Origin of the sequence: Lapillicoccus sp. (genome assembly GCF_039935575.1) — a bacterium.
In the GTDB taxonomy this organism is placed as follows: domain Bacteria; phylum Actinomycetota; class Actinomycetes; order Actinomycetales; family Dermatophilaceae; genus Lapillicoccus.
Genome location: NZ_JBDTKA010000039.1, coordinates 14,316 through 31,864, shown reverse-complemented (window position 1 = coordinate 31,864; position 17,549 = coordinate 14,316). Strand labels below are relative to the sequence as shown.

The window sequence follows — 17,549 nt, the reverse complement described above, 5'->3', positions numbered from 1 at the left end:
CCTATTGCGCCGTTCCGCGCGGGCCTCGCCGACCGCCGTACGACTCCACCAACGCGTTCGCGACGACGGCGGCATCATCCTCGGCTATCGCGGCCGGGTACTCGGGCAACAGGTCGTCCCAGACCACAAGCCATGACCCGAACAGCTGAGCCTGCCCCTCCGGCCGGGCGAAGAACCAGACGTGCAGATGGGCGCCACCATCTCCGATCCGGTAGATGTGGCACCGACTGATGTGCGCGAGAGCCTGGACGTGTCGCACGACGTGCGTACTGATAACCCCCATCTCTGCTGCGAGGTCGTCGGTGAGGTCCGCGAGGTCGTAGTGGTCACGCGGGTGCAGCATGAGGGCCAACGGCACGCCGACCTGCGGAATCGCTGTCAGGCGCCAGCGGTCATCCAGCCAGATGCCCTCGTCGCTGCGCCGGCATGACTCGCAGTCCGCCGGGTCCTCGCCGTGTCGCGGGGGCTCGGGAACTACCGGCGGTAGGAGCCGCGACACGACCAGGCTGTCGGTCTCGAAGGGGCTGATGTCCCAACCGGTCATCCGAGACAGCGGCAGGCGCTGCTCGTCGTCGGCCGCAGCCATGGCGTGGTCGTAGAACTCGTCCGGAGAGAGAGGCATGTCCAGACGCTAATGGAGGCCCGGCCGGGCCTCCGCACAAGGCAGGTGTCCTTGCCACCGAAGCCGACGCACCCGCCGGGGTTGATCCGCTGCAGCGCCACTGCGCGGGTCCAAGATGCGCCGATCATGGTCGAGTCACGGCCAAGCGGTGCGAGGCGCGTCTCGACCCTCGTGGGCACCAGGCAGGCGATCTCTGCGCGGGGCAAGGCCGTTGACCCGCCTCCAACTCGAGTTCGAACCGCCTCGCCGGTAATGAGTAAGAATGTCTCGGGTGTGGTGGCGCCGACGAGACACATCGACCCGCTTCGGCAGGTCGGCGCCCGAGGTTCCCTCCGGCGACAGCAGGTATGCCTGGCAGCAGGACCACAGGTGCCTCTCTGCGCTTCGCGCAGGTGAGCACCCGCTCGTGCACGACAGGTCGCCGAGCGCCACCACCGCATTCTCGGGTTCGGGAGGATCGTGAGCCGCGACTCCGTCGAGCACCTCGCCCGCGGCCTTGCCTGGGGCTTCCTCGCAGCGCCGGAGTGGAACGAGCGCGCGCTCCTCACCGCAGCGGCCGAGACGCTGGGGCGCCGGTACCGCTGGCTGCGACAGGTCGTCACACCGGTGATGGCCGCAAACCGGTCTGCGCCGGCCGACCGTCCACACGAGCTGGCGAGATTCCTGCTCGCCGCCACCCCGCTGCGCGAACATGCCGCGCGAGCCGCGCAGCATGGTTCGCCGATCCGGGTCCGGGCCATCGCACTCGCTCCGGCTCGGATGGGCGTCCGACGTTGGCCGGTACCCGAGATCGACGACCTCGCATCGCTGGCAGTGCTGTTGGAGCTGCCGCTCGAGCAGCTCACCTGGGCCGCCGACACGAAGGGTCTGCAGCGCCGGACCCCCGCCGGCCCGCTGCACCTCTATCGCTACCGATGGGTCTCCCGCCCGAAGGCCGTGCCGCGGCTGCTCGAAGCGCCGACCCCCCTCTTGCGCGCGGTGCTTCGACGAGCGCTGGAGGAGGTGCTCAGATGGGTGCCTGTCCACCCGGCCGCCCACGGGTTCGTCCGTGGTCGCAGCGCGTTGACCAACGCAGCCGCCCACGTCGGGGCCGACACGGTGGCCTGCATGGACCTGAGGACCTTCTTCGCGAGCATTACCGCTGCCCGGGTGAACGGCCTGTTCCGCGCGATGGGTTATCCGGAGTCGGTGGCGTGGACCCTGACCGGGCTCTGCACGCACCGGACACCGGTGCACGTGCTGTCGCAGATGCCTGACGGGGGTGACAGCTCCGCCCGCCATCGGCTCCGAGCCGAGCTTCGGGCCAGCCATCTAGCTCAGGGCGCCCCCAGCTCGCCCGCGTTGGCCAACCTTGTCTGTTTCACCCTGGACCAACGGCTCGCCGGCTACGCCACGGCCGCCGGCCTCACCTACACCCGGTATGCCGATGACCTCGCCCTCTCGGGACGGAAGGTCAATGCTGCCGCGCTCATCCGCGCCGTAACCACGATCGCCCACCAAGAGGGGTTCGTGATCAACACGACCAAGACCCGCGTCAGGAAGGCCAACCAGCGTCACGAGATCACCGGCCTCGTGACCAACGACCGGCTGGGCGTGCCGCGTGAGTATCACGACCAGCTCCGCGCGGTGCTTCACGACGCTCGACACAATGGCGCGGAGCTCGCGAACCGGGCCCGGCATCCGCATTTCCGCGCTCACCTCGACGGCCGCGTCGGCTGGGTCGAGTCGGTCAACCCAGCCCGTGGGCGCCGACTGCGCGCCGAGTTCGAGGCGATCTCCTGGCCCGACCAATGAGTCCCGGACAGGCTCCGGCGCGGCATGCCCTCAGCCAGTCAACACGTACAGACGCGGCGGTGTCTGCCACGAGGCGAATGCGCCGACATAGGTGCGGGACCCGCTCGTCGCGATGAGCGCAGCACCTCCGTCGATTCGAACGAGTCCGAGCCGCTGGTAGGTCGCACCGTCGATCTCTGTGACGTAGCCGTGGCCGATGACCCCTTCGAGCGCGCTGACCGCATACAGGTTGCCGGTCACCGGGTTGACATCGAGCCCACTGGCGTCGCCGCGAAGTGGTGCGCTCCCCACCACCGCGTCTGCCTTGACGACGTAGACAAGCCCGAAACTGCCGACGAACAGGGCGTTTCGGGGGCCGTCCACGGCGACAGTGAGTCCGCCCGTGGGAAGGGTGACGTGGTGCGTGACCTGCCCGGTGGAGCCGTCGATGCCGTATGCCGTCACGTCGCCGGTGGTGACCCACACCGTCCCGAGCACGGTGTCGACCGCGATGTCGTCGGGGTTGACGAACTCCCCCAGGGACGCCGTCCAGAGCCGTTGCAGGCTGCGGCTGTCGAAGGCCACGACGCCTCCGTCGAACGACGCGTAGACGCGACTGTGGCGCGGGTCGACCGCGACGTGGAACAGGATGGAGGTCTGCGCCGGGGAGTGCCGGACCGAGCCCGACGTGCGATCGACGCGATAGAGGTGCGAGTCGGTGATCCCCGTCGCGAAGACAGCTCCCGAACCGGCATCCAGGGCGATGTCACTCGCACCGAGCGAGCCGATCCGGGCCAGGTCGTGGATCCCCGCCCCCAGCGGCCCTCCTTCGGCGACACCGAAGCTGTTCCCAGTGACGACCGAGTTGCCGGCCGGTGACGTGTCGACCGCGAAGGCCAGACGGGCCAGGTCCTGGCTCGCGACAACGCGCAGGCTCCCCGAACCCGCCGGGGACACCTCGTCGGCTTGAGCTCCTGGAGCCCAGGCGAGGGACAGCGTCGCGCACAGCGCCGCGGTCGATATCGTGATCATTCGCAGGTGGGACGCTCGCTTCAGCATGGTGGTACTCCCCGATGGACGACGCTGGCTGTAGCTGAACGACGTTACGCCGGGTCCGCTTCGGTGGCTGCGGTTTCCCGGATTTCGTCTGGACGGGAGGTGTGACGCCGGTGGGAGGAGCCATCATGCGCGCGGTGGTCTACGAGGCATACGGGCAGCGGCCCTCGATGCAAACGGTGCCCGCTCCCCGCTGCCCGCCGGGCGGGGTCGTGGTCGCCGTGCGAGCAACCGGCGTCTGCCGCTCAGACTGGCACGCGTGGCAGGGGCACGACCCGGTACGCCTGCCCGCGGTTCCCGGCCACGAGTTCGCCGGCGTCGTGGCCGAGGTCGCCGACGACGTGCGGACCGTCCGGGTGGGTGACCGGGTCACGGCACCGTTCGTCTGTGGCTGCGGCGTGTGTGAGTGGTGCCGCAGGGGGGACGCCCAGGTCTGCCCCGACCAGTACCAGCCGGGGTTCACCGGGCCGGGCTCGTTCGCCGACCTCGTCGTCGTGCCGGCCGCCGACTTGAACATCGTTCGGCTTCCGGACTCGGTGGGGTTCACCGCGGCCGCCGCACTGGGCTGTCGTTTCGCCACGGCGTTCCGCGCGGTGCACGCCCACGGACGGCTGCAGGCCGGACAGTGGCTGGCCGTGTTCGGGTGTGGTGGGGTCGGCCTGTCGGCGGTGCTGCTCGCGCAGGCGGTCGGGGCACGTGTCGTCGCCGTGGACGTCTCCCCCGCAGCCTTGGAACGAGCGGCCTCGCTGGGGGCCGAGGTCACCGCAGACGGGACGGACCTGGCCGCAGCGGTGCGGCGCGTCATCGAGGTGACCGACGGCGGGGCGCACGTCGGCATCGACGCGATCGGATCGCCCCTCGTTGCTGCGGCGTCGGTCACGGCACTGCGGCGCCGGGGACGGCACGTCCAGGTCGGTCTGCTACTCGGGGACACTGCGACCACGGCACTCCCGATGGACCTGGTGATCGCGAAGGAGCTCGAGGTCTACGGCTCACACGGGATGGCGGCCGTCGACTATCCGCCGATGCTGGCGCTGATCCAGAGCGGCTTTCTCGACCCGCAGCGACTCATCGGCCGGGTCGTCGGTCTCGACGCGGCCGGCGCCGCGCTGGCATCGATGGGCGAGTCCGGCCCGCCTGGACTCACCGTTGTCGCTCTCCCCGACCCCTGACTGCCGGTGGTCGAGATGCCGCAGACCAACGGCCAGTAGGACCAGGGTGGCGAGGCCGCTCAAGGTCGGGAGGGACAGCAAGATCGGTGCCAACGGGTATGCGACGTGGCTCTGGACGGCGTCGTTGAGCCAGATGGGGTCGACGAGGAGGGGCAGCAGGACCAGGAACGCCAGACGTGGACGCCCCTGCCGGGCGAGTACGGCGCTCGCGACGAGCATCCACACCCAGTGGTGCGTCCACGCGATGGGAGAGATGAGAAGCCCGCCGAGCCCGGCAGCGGCGATCTCACCGAGCGTGCTGCCGTTCCGGTGCTGGCGTACGGCCGCGACGACGGTCAGCACGAGAACCGGGGCGACCAGGACCCTCGCGACCAGGGTCGCGGTCGGCAGGTCGGTGAACCGCGCGAGCGTCCCGAGCAATGACTGGTTGTCGGCGAAGGCCACGCCACCCACCCGCGAGGGGTCGACGACGAGCTCGGTCCAGAAGTGCGTCGACGCGGGACCCACCACCAGGTGGGCGATGAGGGTCACGACGACAAACGCCACGGCCGCTCGGACGACGCTCAGCCAGTCCCGGCGCACGAGCATCGGCAGGATCATGATGCCTGGTGTGAGCTTGACGGCTGTCGCTAGCCCGGTGCCGACACCCGCGAACCGACTTGCCGCCCATCGGTAGTCAGCCAGGACGATTGCCATCACGAACAGGTTGACCTGCCCTTGGTAGATTGTCCGGGAGACCGGTGCAGAGAACAACGCCACAAGGAACCACAGCCACGGCCAAGGCGACTCGCGGCAGAGGCGACGCAGCACAACCACGGCAACAGTGAGAGATGCCACGAGGTAGAGCGCCTGGACGAGCGATAGCGGTAGCGCGGTGAGGGGGATCACTGCGATGGCCCAGATCGGCGGGTAGGTGAACGGCAGGAAGCCGGGGCGGTAGGTATAGGGGTTGACGCCGGCGCGCACGTCTCGTGCGGCCTGCAGGTAGACCGCCAGGTCCTGCAGCCGCGCAATCCCCGACTCGACGACGATGTGGTCCACGAGGAAACCGAGGCCCACCACCAGCAGGGCAGCCCCGACGAGCCACGAGGTGCGGCGCATCCGGGACATCACGTAATCCCTCCGTCATGGGAGTCGTCAGGCAGGGCGGGTGCATCCGTCGTACCGTCGGCTTGTGCTCGGGTCCGTCGACGTCATCCTTCCCTGCCTGGACGAGCGCGAGGTGCTGGCGTGGGTTACGGGGAGGTTGCCGACGTGGGCGCACCCGATCGTCGTCGACAACGGCTCGACGGACGGCTCCGCGTTGCTGGCGCGTGAGCTGGGGGCCACGGTCGTCTCGGAACCGCGTCGCGGCTACGGTTCCGCCTGCCACGCCGGTCTCGAGGCCGCCACCGCGCCTTTCGTCGCCGTCATGGACTGCGACGGCAGCCTCGACCCGCGCGACCTCGAACGGCTCGTCGCGTGCCTGGGCGACGCCGACGCCGATGCCGGTGCCGACAACAGGCCTCATCTCGTCGTTGGACGACGGGTGCCCACGACGCGCGCTGCCTGGCCGTGGCACCTGCGGGTGGCCAACAGGGTCGTCGCCCGTCGCGTCAACCGCCGAACCGGCCTGTCGTTGCTCGACGTCGGCCCGATGCGGCTGGCTCCTCGGGAGTCCCTGCTGGCCCTCCACCTGAGCGATCGACGTTCGGGATACCCCGTGGAGACGGTGGTCAGCGCCGCCGAGGCCGGGTGGCGGGTCAGCCAGGTCGACGTCCCGTATGCCCCTCGGACGGGACGCTCCAAGGTCACCGGCACGCCGATGGGCGTCTTGCGAACGGTCCGCGACATGAGTGCGGTGCTGGGTCGATGATCCCGGAGACCGTCATCGTCCTCGCAAAGTCACCGCAGCCGGGCCGGGTCAAGACGCGGCTCCAACCGACGTTCAGCGCCGCGGAGGCCGCCGCTCTGGCGGCCGCGGCGATTCGCGACACGCTCGACGCGGTGGCCGCACTCGGGCCTCGGCGCACGGTCGTCGCGTGGGACGGGCCGCCGGTCAGCTGGCTCCCCCGCCACGCCCTCGTCGTGCCCCAACGCGGTCAGGGTCTCGACGAACGCCTCGAGCACGTGTTCGAGGACGTGCTGGTGGACGACGACTCCCCCACCCTGCTGGTCGGCATGGACACCCCTCAGCTGTCGGCGAGCGACCTCGACGTCGACTGGCGAGGCCACGACGCGCTGTTGGGTCGGTCCTGTGACGGCGGCTACTGGTCGATCGGCTTTCGGCGTTACGTGCCGGGTTCGATCCGCGGGGTCGTCATGTCGACGCCGCACACCGGCGCGGACCAGCTCGAGCGGCTTCGTGCGCAGCACCTTTCGGTGCGCGTGCTCCCGACGATGCGAGACGTCGACGACGCCGAGGACGCCCTCGAGGTCGCGACCCTCGCGCCACGAACCAGGTTCGCCCGGCTGCACCGGCGTCTCGTCGAGAGCCCCTGCTCCCCGGTCACCTTGTTCGACGCTGCCATGTCGGGACACCCGGTGGAGGTCCGCACCCACGGGTACGACTCGGTCAGCGCGCTTCCCCTCGCCGCCGAGGCCGGGGCGTGGCAGCAGCTGAGCGCCGCAGACGAGGTCCTGCTGTCGCGGTGCGTGGGCCCGGTGCTGGACGTCGGCTGTGGACCGGGACGGTTCGTGGAGGCCCTCGCGAGCCTGGGGGTGGCCGCGCTGGGCGTCGACGTCTCCCGCGGTGCGGTCGACCAGACACGCCGGCGTGGTGCGGCGGCACTGGTTCGCGACTTCCGCGACCGGCTTCCAGCCGAGGGCCGCTGGGGGACAGTCCTGCTGGTCGACGGCAACATCGGCATCGGTGGTGACCCCCTCGCCTTGTTGCGTCGCTGTCGGGAGTTCCTGCGTCCGGGGGCGAGCGCCCTCGTCGAGACCAGCCCTGACGACGCGGAGGACCGTCGGACCGTCATCACGCTGCACGGCCCCTCCGGCCGGCGATCGACGGCGCTCCCGTGGGCGGTGCTGGGCTCCCGCGCCCTGGTCGAGCTCGCCGCCGAGGCAGGCTTCGTCGCGGTGGAGGACTGGCGGGTCGGAGGACGCGCCTTCGTCATGCTGCGTCATGCCGGGTGAGGTGACGGGTATGCGCGGCCTGCGGCTGCTGGTCGGCACCGTCGGGTGCGTCGCGGCATACGTGGCCCTGCTGGTCGTCGACCGGGTCGCACCGGAACGCCATCTGCTGGCCTGGGGCCTCGTGCCGTGGTGGGGGGTATGCCTCGGGTTGACCTGGTGGGTCACCCGCCGCGACCTCGGCTGGCGCCGGCCGGTGTTGGCGGTCATGCTCTCGGCCGCGCTGGTCCAGCTGCCCGGCGTGGTCACGCCGCCGAGGACGAGCGGGGACTCCTATCGGTACGTGTGGGACGGGCGGGTCCAGCTGTCGGGGACCTCCCCCTACCGGTTTGTCCCGTTCGACGACCGGCTCGCCCCCCTCCGGGACCCCGTGCTCTTTCCCGGTCTCACGTCGGAGCAGCGGTCCGGCGTCGTCACCGAGGCCCTTCCCCACGACCGCACGGAGCTCTTGGCCCGCGCCGTCGACGACCCGCGAACCCGCATCAACCGTCCTCAGGTGCCGACCATCTACCCACCGGTCGCCGAGGCATGGTTTGTCGTGGTGGCGCTGGTCACCCCGTGGGCGTGGGGCACGCTGGGCCTGCAGATCGGCTCGGCCCTGCTGGCCGTGGCGATCGCGGGTTTCCTCGCCGTCTGGCTCCGACGACGCGGGGGGCGGTCGGTCGACGCCCTCTGGTGGGCCTGGTGCCCTGTCGTCCTCCTAGAGGTCGGCAACGGCGCCCACGTCGACATCGTCTCGACCGTGTTCATCCTCGGCGCGGTCGTCGTGGCCGCCACCCGGGCGGGCCGACGCTGGACGCGCGCGCTCACCGGGGTTCTGCTCGGGCTTGCTGCCTCCGTCAAGCTGACGCCACTGGTGATGGTCCCGGCGTACATGTCGTGGCGGCACGGCTGGCGGTCGATGCTGCCCACGCCGGTCGCGGCCGCGCTGACCGTGGCCGCTACCTATCTGCCGCACGTCCTGGTCGCCGGATGGTTGGTCATCGGATACCTGCCCGGATACCTGTCCGAGGAGAGCGGGGTCAACCGGGCCGGCATCCTCGCGTTCGTCCTGCCGGAGGCGTGGCGCCAGACGGGTGTCGTGGTCATCATGGTGGTCGCGGTCGCCTGGGCGGTGTTCCGGGCCCGGGAGGAGCCGGCGGTCGTAGCCCTGACACTCTTCGGTGTGCTGCTCCTGGCTGCCACGCCGAGCTACCCCTGGTACACCGTGCCGCTCGTGGCCCTCGCGGTTCTCACCCGGCGCCTCGAGTGGATCGCCGTCGCGCTCGCCGGTCACCTCGCCCTGGCACTGGTGCTCTACGCGCCGTGGGCGGCGGTCGGGTACGCTGTCGCCACGGTCGTGGTCGTCGTTGCCGGTGTCCGCCGTTGGCGGCGGAGGCTCGTCCCGGTCTAGTCCGCGGCGTGGGCCTCGGCGTGAGCCTCATCGATCGGGGGCCGTGGTGCCCGATGGTCACGGGCGACGCGAACGGCATACAGCAGCAAGCTGCCTGCGGCGACGAGGCCGAGCAGGATGGTCAGGTTGCCGCCGAAGTTCTGCTGCAGCAACGCCTTGCTCTCGGGACCGCTGCCCTGCCGCATGATCATCGGGATGGCGACGATCGTGATGAGACCACCGGCGATCAGTCCGCCCTGCAGGTAGCGCCTCCCGCGGGGTGGGACCTTGCGTGCGATGAACCAGCCGGTGGCCACGACAGCCGGGGACAGGATGCCGTCGTGGATGACGACCGCGCCGATGAGCCAGAGCGCCAGCACTACGAGGTTGCCGAACGGCACCTGGGTCGCGAGCCGGAACATTCCGAAGAGCCCGAGCAGGATCCCCGTGGACATGAACGCGATCCGCCACGCTTTCACGTCAGCTCACCTCCACGCGGCGCAGCCACTTGGTGTTGAGCACTCCTGGGCGGTTGGGTGAGATGAGCCGCAGTGGATACCCGTGGTCGATGTCCAGGCGCTCTCCGTTGAGGTGCGTGGCGAGCAGAGCGGCCGACACCTGAGGGCCGAATACCGTGCTGGTGGTGTACGACCCGGACTGCTCGAGCGAGTACACCTGCACTCGCGAACCCTCGTCGCCACCGACGCGCCGGACCAGCTCGAGCAGCTGTATGCCTCGCCAGCCCGCCCCGACGCTCCACCCCTCGACGCAGGTGATCGGGAGGTCGGCCTCCGCCTGCGCGAGGTCGTCGAGGTCGGCGAGCGTCAGTGTGTAGGCGCGCGGCCCGGCCACCTGCAGCTGCCAGCTGTCGGCCTGAGCGGTCGTGAGCACGCCGGCTTCTTCCGCCGTCTTGTTCACCGGGACCAGCTGGGGCCCTTTGTTCCACTGGCGGATCGCCAGCAGCCCGACCGGTTCGAGCGGCGTGACGGTATGGCCGACCGACGTCACGACGACCGCCCCGATGCCGGCGCCGGCCGCGACGAGGACGCCCCGACGCGAGAGCGCGGGAGTCGGCGGCGGCGGGACGTCGCCAGCGTTGCTGTGCGCGAGCGGGTTCTCGTCCCACGGGATCTCGGTGAGCACATCGGCGTCGGGAAGCCTGGCTTGGAGGCCATAGACGATGTCGGGGAGCTTGAGGCCGACGTGCAGCAGGATCGAACCGATGACGACGTAGGCGAGGAACCGGTGGACCATGACGAAGTCCCAGGGCCATGGATACCAGTTGAGCGCGTTGAAGAACCCGGTGAACAGCTGCAGCAGGGCCGACGAGATGAGGACGAAGACCGACAGCCGTTCGACCGCGTGCTTGAGGGACTTCACCGCCGGCCAGCGGAACAGGTTGGGGTAGACCGACCAGAGCTTGACCAACAGGAGGGGGATGGTGGCGATCCCGGTCGCAACGTGCAGCCCCTGGGTGGACCGGTAGAGCCACACCGGGCTCGCGGGCTCGGGCAACCAGGCCCACGGCTGGTACTGGTAGTGGCTGAGCAGTCCTGTCACGAAACAGATCCCGAAGCAGATTCCCACGAGGCGACCAATTCGTGCCGTCAGGGCCGTCGACCGCAGCGGGCTCGTGAACCTCGGCCGCAGCTGGCGGCGCGGCGGAGACTGGTGTCCTACGTCGGGCATACCCGCCATGGTGCTGTCTTCGACGCTGTCGTGGTGCCGCTCCAGCCTTACCGCACAGTGACGGGATGACCAGTGGATGCAGCCGAAGCGCGTCAGCGGGGCGTCATCCAGCACGCCGACGTCGACCTGGGTCGGCCAGGTCCGGTCCCAGCTCACGTTCTCAGACGGTCGGCATGGCGGTCCGGCGCTGAGCCCGAAGCCTGGCGCTTCGTTTTCGGTCGGGACGCGTTCTTCGGGTACGTCCCGACCCCCGGCGGCCACGTCGTTTGGTTCGTCAGAAACCCGCGTCGACACGGGCTCCTGGTGATCGGCAACGCTGCGCACGCTCCGGCACCGTCGCCAGGATCAACGTTCGTCGCATACGACACGTCGCGTCGTGGAGGCGTCGAGCGGATCGTTGCCGCAGAGAAGCACCGCCGGGATGTACGGCCACCGCGTCAACTGGGAGCGCGGGTCGTCGGAGTCGAGGACCGGGGAAGTGACCGCGCTCAGTAGCCTGAGCCGATGGACGACGAGCGAGACGGGCTCACGATCGACAGTCTCGGCTGGTCGGGGCTGAGTCGTCAGTGCCGCTTCGCGGCATAGCCCCAGAAGTCGTGAAGGAGGTTGGTCGTTGACGGGCCGGTCATCTCGCGCTGCGTCATCAGGATCTCGACGCGCCCGCTCGACGGCGTCACGTAGGCGGCGGTGCCCGTGCCTCCCACCCAGCCATAGCGACCGGGGACGTTCCACACGTGAGCCCTGTCGAGGTCGACTGAGCCGCCGTAACCCCACCCCTGACCTTCGAGGAACAAGCCGGCCGCAGCACTCTGCGCAGCGGTGACCTGGTTCGTCGTCATGGCCTGGACCGACTCCGGGGTGAGAAGCCGCGACCCGTCGAACGTCCCCTGTCCCAACAGCATTCGAGCGAAGGCGTACCAGTCGTCGAGGGTCGTGACCAGACCACCGGACCCGGACGGGAAGGCCGGCATCGTGCTCCACTCCCCCGCGGGAGGGTCCGCGAGGTCGAGCCCACCATCGGGGTTCGGCCGGTAGAGGGAGGGCACCCGGTCGAGCTTGCCGGCGGGCACCGTGAACCCCGAGTCGACCATCCCGAGAGGCTCGAAGACTCGCTCGGCGAACAGGTTCGGCAACGACGTCCCAGTGGCGCGAGCAAGGAGGACGCCCAGGATGTCGGAGCACACGTTGTAGAGCCATGCCTCCCCGGGCTGGTACAGCAGCGGTATGCCTGCGAGGGTCGCCATCCACCTGTCCGGCTCCGGAGGCGGTTGCGGCATCGCGCTGCCCTGCTTCAGCTCGCTGAACAACAGCGACACCGCCGGCAGGTCGAACTGCGCCGGGAAACCCCATCCCGCCCGGAAGGTGAGCAGGTCCTCGACCGTGATCGCCCGGCGGGCGGGGAGGACGTCGTCCACCCGGCTCTGGGGCGTGCAGACGACGCTGGGCGAACCGAGCTCGGGACACCACTGCGCCACAGGACTGTCCAGGTCGATAGACCCGTTCTCGACGAGCATCATCGTCACCGCCGCCGTGACCATCTTGGTCATGGACGCGACCCGGAAAATCGCGTCGCGCTGCAACGGCGCGGTCCCGGTGGTGTCCACGCTACCCACCGCCGCGACCTCGGGTTCACCACCGCCGGCCACCAGCGCCACCGCCCCGGGGATCGACCCGTCATCCACGTGTGCTTGCAGGGTCTCGGCCAGTCCGCCCATGTGTCCCACCCCTTCTCGTCGGTGCTCGTCAAGACTTGCCTCACTTCAGCGACGGTAGACCGGGATTGACGTCCGAACTCATCGCCACTCATCGCCACTCGTCGCCTTGACGCGCCTTGCTCGCTGGGGGAGACGCGGGCCAGGTCGCGGACTATCGTCTGATCACCGGAGGACTCATAGGCGTTCGGGGGCAATGTGTCGGAGAACGTGTCGAAAAGCGTCTCGCAAGCCATAGCGGAGCCGGACCAGCGCCTGCCGCAGCGGCAGATCTACACCATCTTCGCGGCCCTGATGATCGGGATGCTCCTGGCCGCCCTCGACCAGACCATCGTGTCGACCGCGCTGCCCACGATCGTGCGCGACCTCGGCGGCGCGACGCACCTGTCCTGGGTCGTCACGTCGTACATGCTCGCGTCGACGGTCACCACCGTCCTGTGGGGCAAGCTCGGCGACCTCTACGGTCGCAAGACGCTGTTCCTGCTGTGCATCGTCGTCTTCCTTGTCGGCTCCGGCCTGTCGGGCACCGCGCAGAACATGACGCAGCTGATCCTCTACCGCGCCGTCCAGGGTGTCGGCGGTGGCGGGCTCATGGTCCTCGCGCAGTCGATCATCGCTGACGTCGTGCCGCCGCGCGACCGCGGTCGCTACCAGGGCGCGTTCGGCGCCGTCTTCGGTGTGGCGAGCGTGGCGGGGCCGCTGCTCGGCGGGTTCTTCGTCGACCACCTGTCATGGCGTTGGGTCTTCTACATCAACCTGCCGATCGGCATCCTCGCGCTCGTGATCGTGACCGCCGTGCTGCCCTCGAACACGCGAGTTGCTTCCCCCACCATCGACTATGCCGGAATCCTCCTCCTTGCCACGATGGCTACCTCAGTCGTGCTCGTGACCAGCCTCGGCGGGTCCACGTGGGCTTGGGCCTCGTTCGAGGTCATCGGTCTGATCGTCCTCGCGGTCGCGTGTGTCATCGCTCTCGGCTTCGTCGAAGCCAGGGTCAAGGAACCCGTGCTCCCGTTGCGGTTGTTCAGGAACCGGGTGTTCTCGGCGACCTCGATGGTCGGGTTTGTCGTCGGGTTCGCGATGTTCGGGTCGATCACCTACCTGCCGCTGTACCTCCAACAAGTGCAGGGGTCCACGGCGACCGACTCCGGCCTGCAGATGCTCCCGATGATGGCCGGACTGTTGTTGACCTCGATCGGCAGCGGACAGATCATCAGCCGGACCGGTCGTTACCGGGTCTTTCCGATCACCGGGTGCGGCGTGTTCACCGTCGCCTTGTTCCTGCTCAGCCTGCTCAGCCGCGACACCAGCCTGGCTGTCGTGAGCGCGTTCATGTTCGTCCTCGGCGTCGGGCTGGGCATGGTGATGCAGGTGCTCGTCCTCGCCGTGCAGAACGCGGTTGAGTACCGCGACCTCGGAACCGCGACAAGCGGGACGACGTTTGTCCGGTCGATCGGCAGCTCCGTGGGGGTTGCCGTCTTCGGCAGCGTGTTCGCCGCCCAGCTGAGCGGACAGCTGACCCAAGGGACCCCGTCGGATGCCACCGGTGCCTGCGCGGGACCGGCGCTCTCTGCGAGCTCGACCGCTCTCGCCACCTGCTCTCCGGTCGTGCAGAACTGGTTCCTCGACGCATACGCGCACTCGATCCATGTCATCTTCCTGGCCGCCGTGCCGGTCGGCGTCATCGCATTCCTGCTCGCCTGGCTGATACCGGAGGTACCGCTGCGCACCGCAGCCGATCGTCCGGACGCGAGCACCGCCTTTGCCCCGCCGAGCAGCCGGAGCTCGATTGAGGAGCTACGCGAGATGCTCTGGCGCGAGGTAGGTCGACGAGATCCGTTGCGCGCGTTCGGTTTCCTGACGTCGATGTCCGAGACAGGCCTGTCGCCCGGTCAGGCTTGGATGCTCAGTCGGGTGGCGAAGGAGGGCCGCCGCACCATTGGGGTGATGGTAGAGCGGTCGCACAGTCCAGAGGACGTCGTACGCCGGGTCGCCGGCGAGCTGGCCGGCGACGGGCTCGTGGTGGTGGGCAAGGACCAGGACCCCACTGTCATGGTCACGCCCCGCGGACGTGAGATGGCGAAGCAGCTGATCGACGAACAGCGGGCGGCCCTGCAGAGCCTCATCGACCAGTGGCCGGGGTCGGACGAACCCGAGGTCCACGAGCTGGTCGACGACGTCGCTCGCCGGGTGGCCCAGGCACCGGTACCGGTAGGAGTGAGCCCAGGGCCTCAGTGACCGTCTGGGCGATGGCCCCGTTCGGGACGGCGCACCGCCCGGTATAGCGTCGAAGGAATGAGCGACACCTTCCCGCTTGCGAACCGACTCGTCCGACGCGTGGGCTTCGGCGCCATGCAGCTCCCCGGCCCTGGGGTGCTGGGTCCGCCCAAGGACCACGACGAGGCGATCCGAGTCCTGCGGCGTGCCATCGAGCTCGGGGTGAACCACATCGACACCGCGCAGTTCTACGGCCCGGCGGTCTCCAACGAGCTGATCCGCGAGGCGCTCTATCCCTACCCGGACGACCTGGCGATCGTCTCCAAGGTGGGCGCCCGGCGCACCGAGTCGGGGGAGTTCGTGCTGGCAGACAAACCCGCAGACCTGCGCGCCGATGTCGAGGAGAACCTGAGCGCCCTCGGTCTCGAGCAGCTGACCGCGGTCAACCTCAGACTGATGGAGGGCGGTGGGAGCGGCGTGGCGTTCGAGGACCAGCTCGCCGAGATGGTCGCGTTGCGCGACGAGGGCAAGATCGCCGGCGTCGGGGTTTCCACCGTGGACGCCGCCCAGGTGGCGACGGCCATTGACCTGGCCGACATCGTGTGCGTGCAGAACGCGTTCAGCTTTGTCGACCAGCACGACGCTGACGTGCTGGACCACTGCACGTCGGCGGGCGTCGCCTACGTCCCCTATTTCCCGCTGGGTTCGGCCTTCCCCAACTTGCCCAAGGTGAGCGAGAACGCGACTGTCCAGTTGGTCGCCGCGAGAATGGGTGTGTCGACGAGCCAGATCGGGCTGGCCTGGCTGTTGGCGCGGGCCGAGAACGTGCTCCTCATCCCAGGCACGTCGTCCGTCGCGCACCTGCAGGACAACATGACCGTGGCCGACCTGACGTTGTCCGAGCAGGATTTCACTGAGCTGTCCGGGGCCTGACGGTCACCCGGTGACGATCTCCGCGCCGTCGGCGGAGCTGTGCAGGCCATCAGAACGGAGGGAGGTCGTCTTCGTTGTCGCGTCGGGCCTTCTCGATCTCCGCCTCGGTGACGTGCTGGTCGAGCGGATCGTCATAGGAGAACCGCATGGTCACGTGGCGTCGCCCAGCCGCCGTGGTCCACGTCATCGTGCCGTGCACGTCGGCGACACACGTCCAGGTCCCGCGCGTCTTGTGGTTGTGGTGCCGTCGATGCTTGGCGCTGAGATTCTCGATCGCGGTCGGCCCGTGAGGCCAGGGCCGGTTGTGGTCGATGTAACAGGCGGTCGCTGTGACGGTGCAGCCGGGGGCGCGACATGTTCCGTCGAGAGCGGCGACCAGGTCGGCCATCGCCCGGGTCGGTCGGTAACGGCGGGTGGAGAGATCCGACGCGGCTCCGGTGACGGGGTCGGTGACCAACCGCCGCCATACGGACCCGTATGCGGTGGCTGCCTGCCGAGCCTGACTGGCGGTGATAGCGCCCCAGCCGGGGATGTCGGCCGGTGCATCGTCCACGCCGAGCAGGCTGGCGAGTGAGACTACGACCGTCACGTGCGCCGGGGGCGGGGCTCCGACGAACGTCGTGGGACCCAGGTCGGCAGCCGAGGCGGACCCCGCGTTGGCGTACAAACGGTCGAAAAGGGCCAGCTCTTGGTGGCCGTGGATCCCGGCGACACCTGCAGTCCTGCTCTCGCCGCTGCCGGTGGCGATGCCGGATGTCGCCGGTCGAGCCCAGCCGTCGAGGATCAGGTCGATGCTGATGTCCGAGCGAAGCTGTTCCAGGGTCCGGCAGTCGCCGTCGCCACGCAACCGGGTCGCTAGGCGGGTGACCCGATCCATCGCCGCGGTCACCCGGCTGGTCTCACCCGTCACCGTCAGCGTGGCGGTCGCTGCACCGTCGCCGCTGCCGTCGTCCTCGTTGAGGAAGGCGTAGGCACGGCGGGTGGCAATCGCCTCCGCGCGGGCGTCCGGCCGGTTCGGAGTGTGGCGGATCACCTGTCGACGCAACGCTTGCGAGAACCAGCGGTGCGACCGCACCGACCCGTCCGGAGCCGGCGTGAGCAACCGCGCGCTGATCGCCCGGGCGACGTTCGAGTCCAGGCGTCGGGTCTGCTGATGGATGGCGGTCGCGCGGTAGAGGCTGACCTCACCCGCGGCAAGAGCCGCGCGCACGACACTCCCGTGTCCGTCGTCGTCAACAGCGAGTGCGACTCGACGGCGAACCTCACTCTCGGGCAGCCCGGTCGCGAGCATCACCTCGTCCACTGTCGCCGACTCCGTCTCGGCCCGCACGTCCAACGCGATCTCTCCCGCCCGCGCCAGGACCGACTCGCTGCGTCCATCGGACCGCTCAGCCGACCCGTCCGCGAAGGCGGCGACGGTCAGCGGGATCGACGCCGTCGGAGCTCTCGCGTAGCCGTCCGCCACGGCTTGGCAGCGGTCGTGGATCGCCTCGCGAAGCCGGGCGAGCGCCGCCAGGCCCTGTGCGTCGGCCCACGCTTTGACCCGCTCGACCGCCTCCATCACCGTCAGCTCTCGGCCGGCCCAGGCCGTCGCGTCACCGTCGTCGACTCGTGCCTGGGCCAGTTGAGCCGACACCACCCGCCACCCGGCCCCCGAGACCTCGCGAGGAGTCGTGAGTAACCCCCATGCCGCCGTCACCGAATCCGGCAGCTCAGACTGCGGCAACTCAGACTGCGGCAGCGCGGCGACGCGTCGACGACGCCAGCTGAGCCCGCACCAGAAGAGATGATCGCGGTCATCACACCCTCCCTCGCCGGTCGTACTGATGTTCGACTCTAGCATCCAGCCACACCCAGTCGCAACCATCAACATGGTCGAATCTGTT

13 protein-coding genes and 1 pseudogene are annotated in these 17,549 nt (G+C 69.4%); 7 read left to right on the top strand and 7 right to left on the bottom strand.

What is annotated here, in order from left to right:
- Position 1: 1 nt before the first annotated feature.
- The gene (locus ABI385_RS05015; RefSeq protein WP_348102645.1) at positions 2 to 622 is read right to left on the bottom strand and encodes a hypothetical protein; all 621 of its coding nucleotides are present in this window, start codon (positions 620 to 622) and stop codon (positions 2 to 4) included.
- A gap of 459 nt (positions 623 to 1,081) precedes the next feature.
- On the opposite strand from ABI385_RS05015, the gene ABI385_RS05010 reads away from it, so the two are divergent.
- Entirely contained in the window at positions 1,082 to 2,416 is a 1,335-nt protein-coding gene (locus tag ABI385_RS05010; RefSeq protein WP_348102644.1) for a reverse transcriptase family protein, read from the top strand.
- Between the two features lie 30 nt (positions 2,417 to 2,446).
- On the opposite strand, the gene ABI385_RS05005 is transcribed toward ABI385_RS05010, so the two are convergent.
- The gene (locus tag ABI385_RS05005; protein ID WP_348102643.1) at positions 2,447 to 3,454 is read right to left on the bottom strand and encodes a hypothetical protein; all 1,008 of its coding nucleotides are present in this window, start codon (positions 3,452 to 3,454) and stop codon (positions 2,447 to 2,449) included.
- A gap of 125 nt (positions 3,455 to 3,579) precedes the next feature.
- Between ABI385_RS05005 and ABI385_RS05000 the strand changes: the two genes are divergently transcribed.
- Complete coding sequence (locus ABI385_RS05000; protein WP_348102642.1) at positions 3,580 to 4,623, top strand: zinc-dependent alcohol dehydrogenase family protein; 1,044 nt, start codon at positions 3,580 to 3,582, stop codon at positions 4,621 to 4,623.
- Positions 4,624 to 4,881: 258 nt separating this feature from the next.
- Here ABI385_RS05000 and ABI385_RS04995 read toward each other — a convergent pair.
- Positions 4,882 to 5,724: pseudogene (locus tag ABI385_RS04995) on the bottom strand (glycosyltransferase 87 family protein); the annotation flags it as partial.
- A 73-nt stretch (positions 5,725 to 5,797) separates the two neighbouring features.
- On the opposite strand from ABI385_RS04995, the gene ABI385_RS04990 reads away from it, so the two are divergent.
- Genes ABI385_RS04990 through ABI385_RS04980 form a run of 3 tightly spaced genes read left to right on the top strand, consistent with a single transcriptional unit; the run spans position 5,798 to position 9,133 of the window.
- Positions 5,798 to 6,478: a glycosyltransferase family 2 protein gene (locus tag ABI385_RS04990; RefSeq protein ID WP_348102641.1), complete on the top strand. Its 681-nt coding sequence runs from the start codon at positions 5,798 to 5,800 to the stop codon at positions 6,476 to 6,478.
- Complete coding sequence (locus ABI385_RS04985; RefSeq protein ID WP_348102640.1) at positions 6,475 to 7,743, top strand: DUF2064 domain-containing protein; 1,269 nt, start codon at positions 6,475 to 6,477, stop codon at positions 7,741 to 7,743. Before ABI385_RS04990 ends, ABI385_RS04985 begins: the two co-directional genes overlap by 4 nt.
- Before the next feature lie 10 nt (positions 7,744 to 7,753).
- Positions 7,754 to 9,133 carry a glycosyltransferase family 87 protein gene (locus ABI385_RS04980; protein ID WP_348102639.1) on the top strand — a complete coding sequence of 460 codons (1,380 nt, stop codon included), beginning with the start codon at positions 7,754 to 7,756 and terminating at the stop codon, positions 9,131 to 9,133.
- Here ABI385_RS04980 and ABI385_RS04975 read toward each other — a convergent pair.
- From ABI385_RS04975 to ABI385_RS04965, 3 genes are all read right to left on the bottom strand, one after another.
- A complete protein-coding gene (locus ABI385_RS04975) occupies positions 9,130 to 9,591 on the bottom strand; it encodes a hypothetical protein (protein ID WP_348102638.1) in 462 nt (153 codons plus the stop codon). The genes ABI385_RS04980 and ABI385_RS04975 overlap by 4 nt on opposite strands.
- A 1-nt stretch (position 9,592) precedes the next feature.
- Complete coding sequence (locus ABI385_RS04970; RefSeq protein WP_348102637.1) at positions 9,593 to 10,957, bottom strand: molybdopterin-dependent oxidoreductase; 1,365 nt, start codon at positions 10,955 to 10,957, stop codon at positions 9,593 to 9,595.
- Positions 10,958 to 11,364: 407 nt separating this feature from the next.
- Positions 11,365 to 12,516: a serine hydrolase domain-containing protein gene (locus ABI385_RS04965; RefSeq protein WP_348102636.1), complete on the bottom strand. Its 1,152-nt coding sequence runs from the start codon at positions 12,514 to 12,516 to the stop codon at positions 11,365 to 11,367.
- Positions 12,517 to 12,723: 207 nt separating this feature from the next.
- Between ABI385_RS04965 and ABI385_RS04960 the strand changes: the two genes are divergently transcribed.
- Positions 12,724 to 14,751, top strand: coding sequence for an MFS transporter (locus ABI385_RS04960; RefSeq protein WP_348102635.1), 2,028 nt, complete (start codon positions 12,724 to 12,726; stop codon positions 14,749 to 14,751).
- A 57-nt stretch (positions 14,752 to 14,808) separates the two neighbouring features.
- Positions 14,809 to 15,663: an oxidoreductase gene (locus tag ABI385_RS04955; RefSeq protein WP_348102634.1), complete on the top strand. Its 855-nt coding sequence runs from the start codon at positions 14,809 to 14,811 to the stop codon at positions 15,661 to 15,663.
- Between the two features lie 49 nt (positions 15,664 to 15,712).
- Here the strand turns inward: ABI385_RS04955 and ABI385_RS04950 are convergent, their stop codons facing one another.
- Positions 15,713 to 17,299, bottom strand: a complete 1,587-nt coding sequence (locus tag ABI385_RS04950) for an HNH endonuclease signature motif containing protein (protein WP_348102633.1) — start codon at positions 17,297 to 17,299, stop codon at positions 15,713 to 15,715.
- Positions 17,300 to 17,549: the final 250 nt, after the last annotated feature.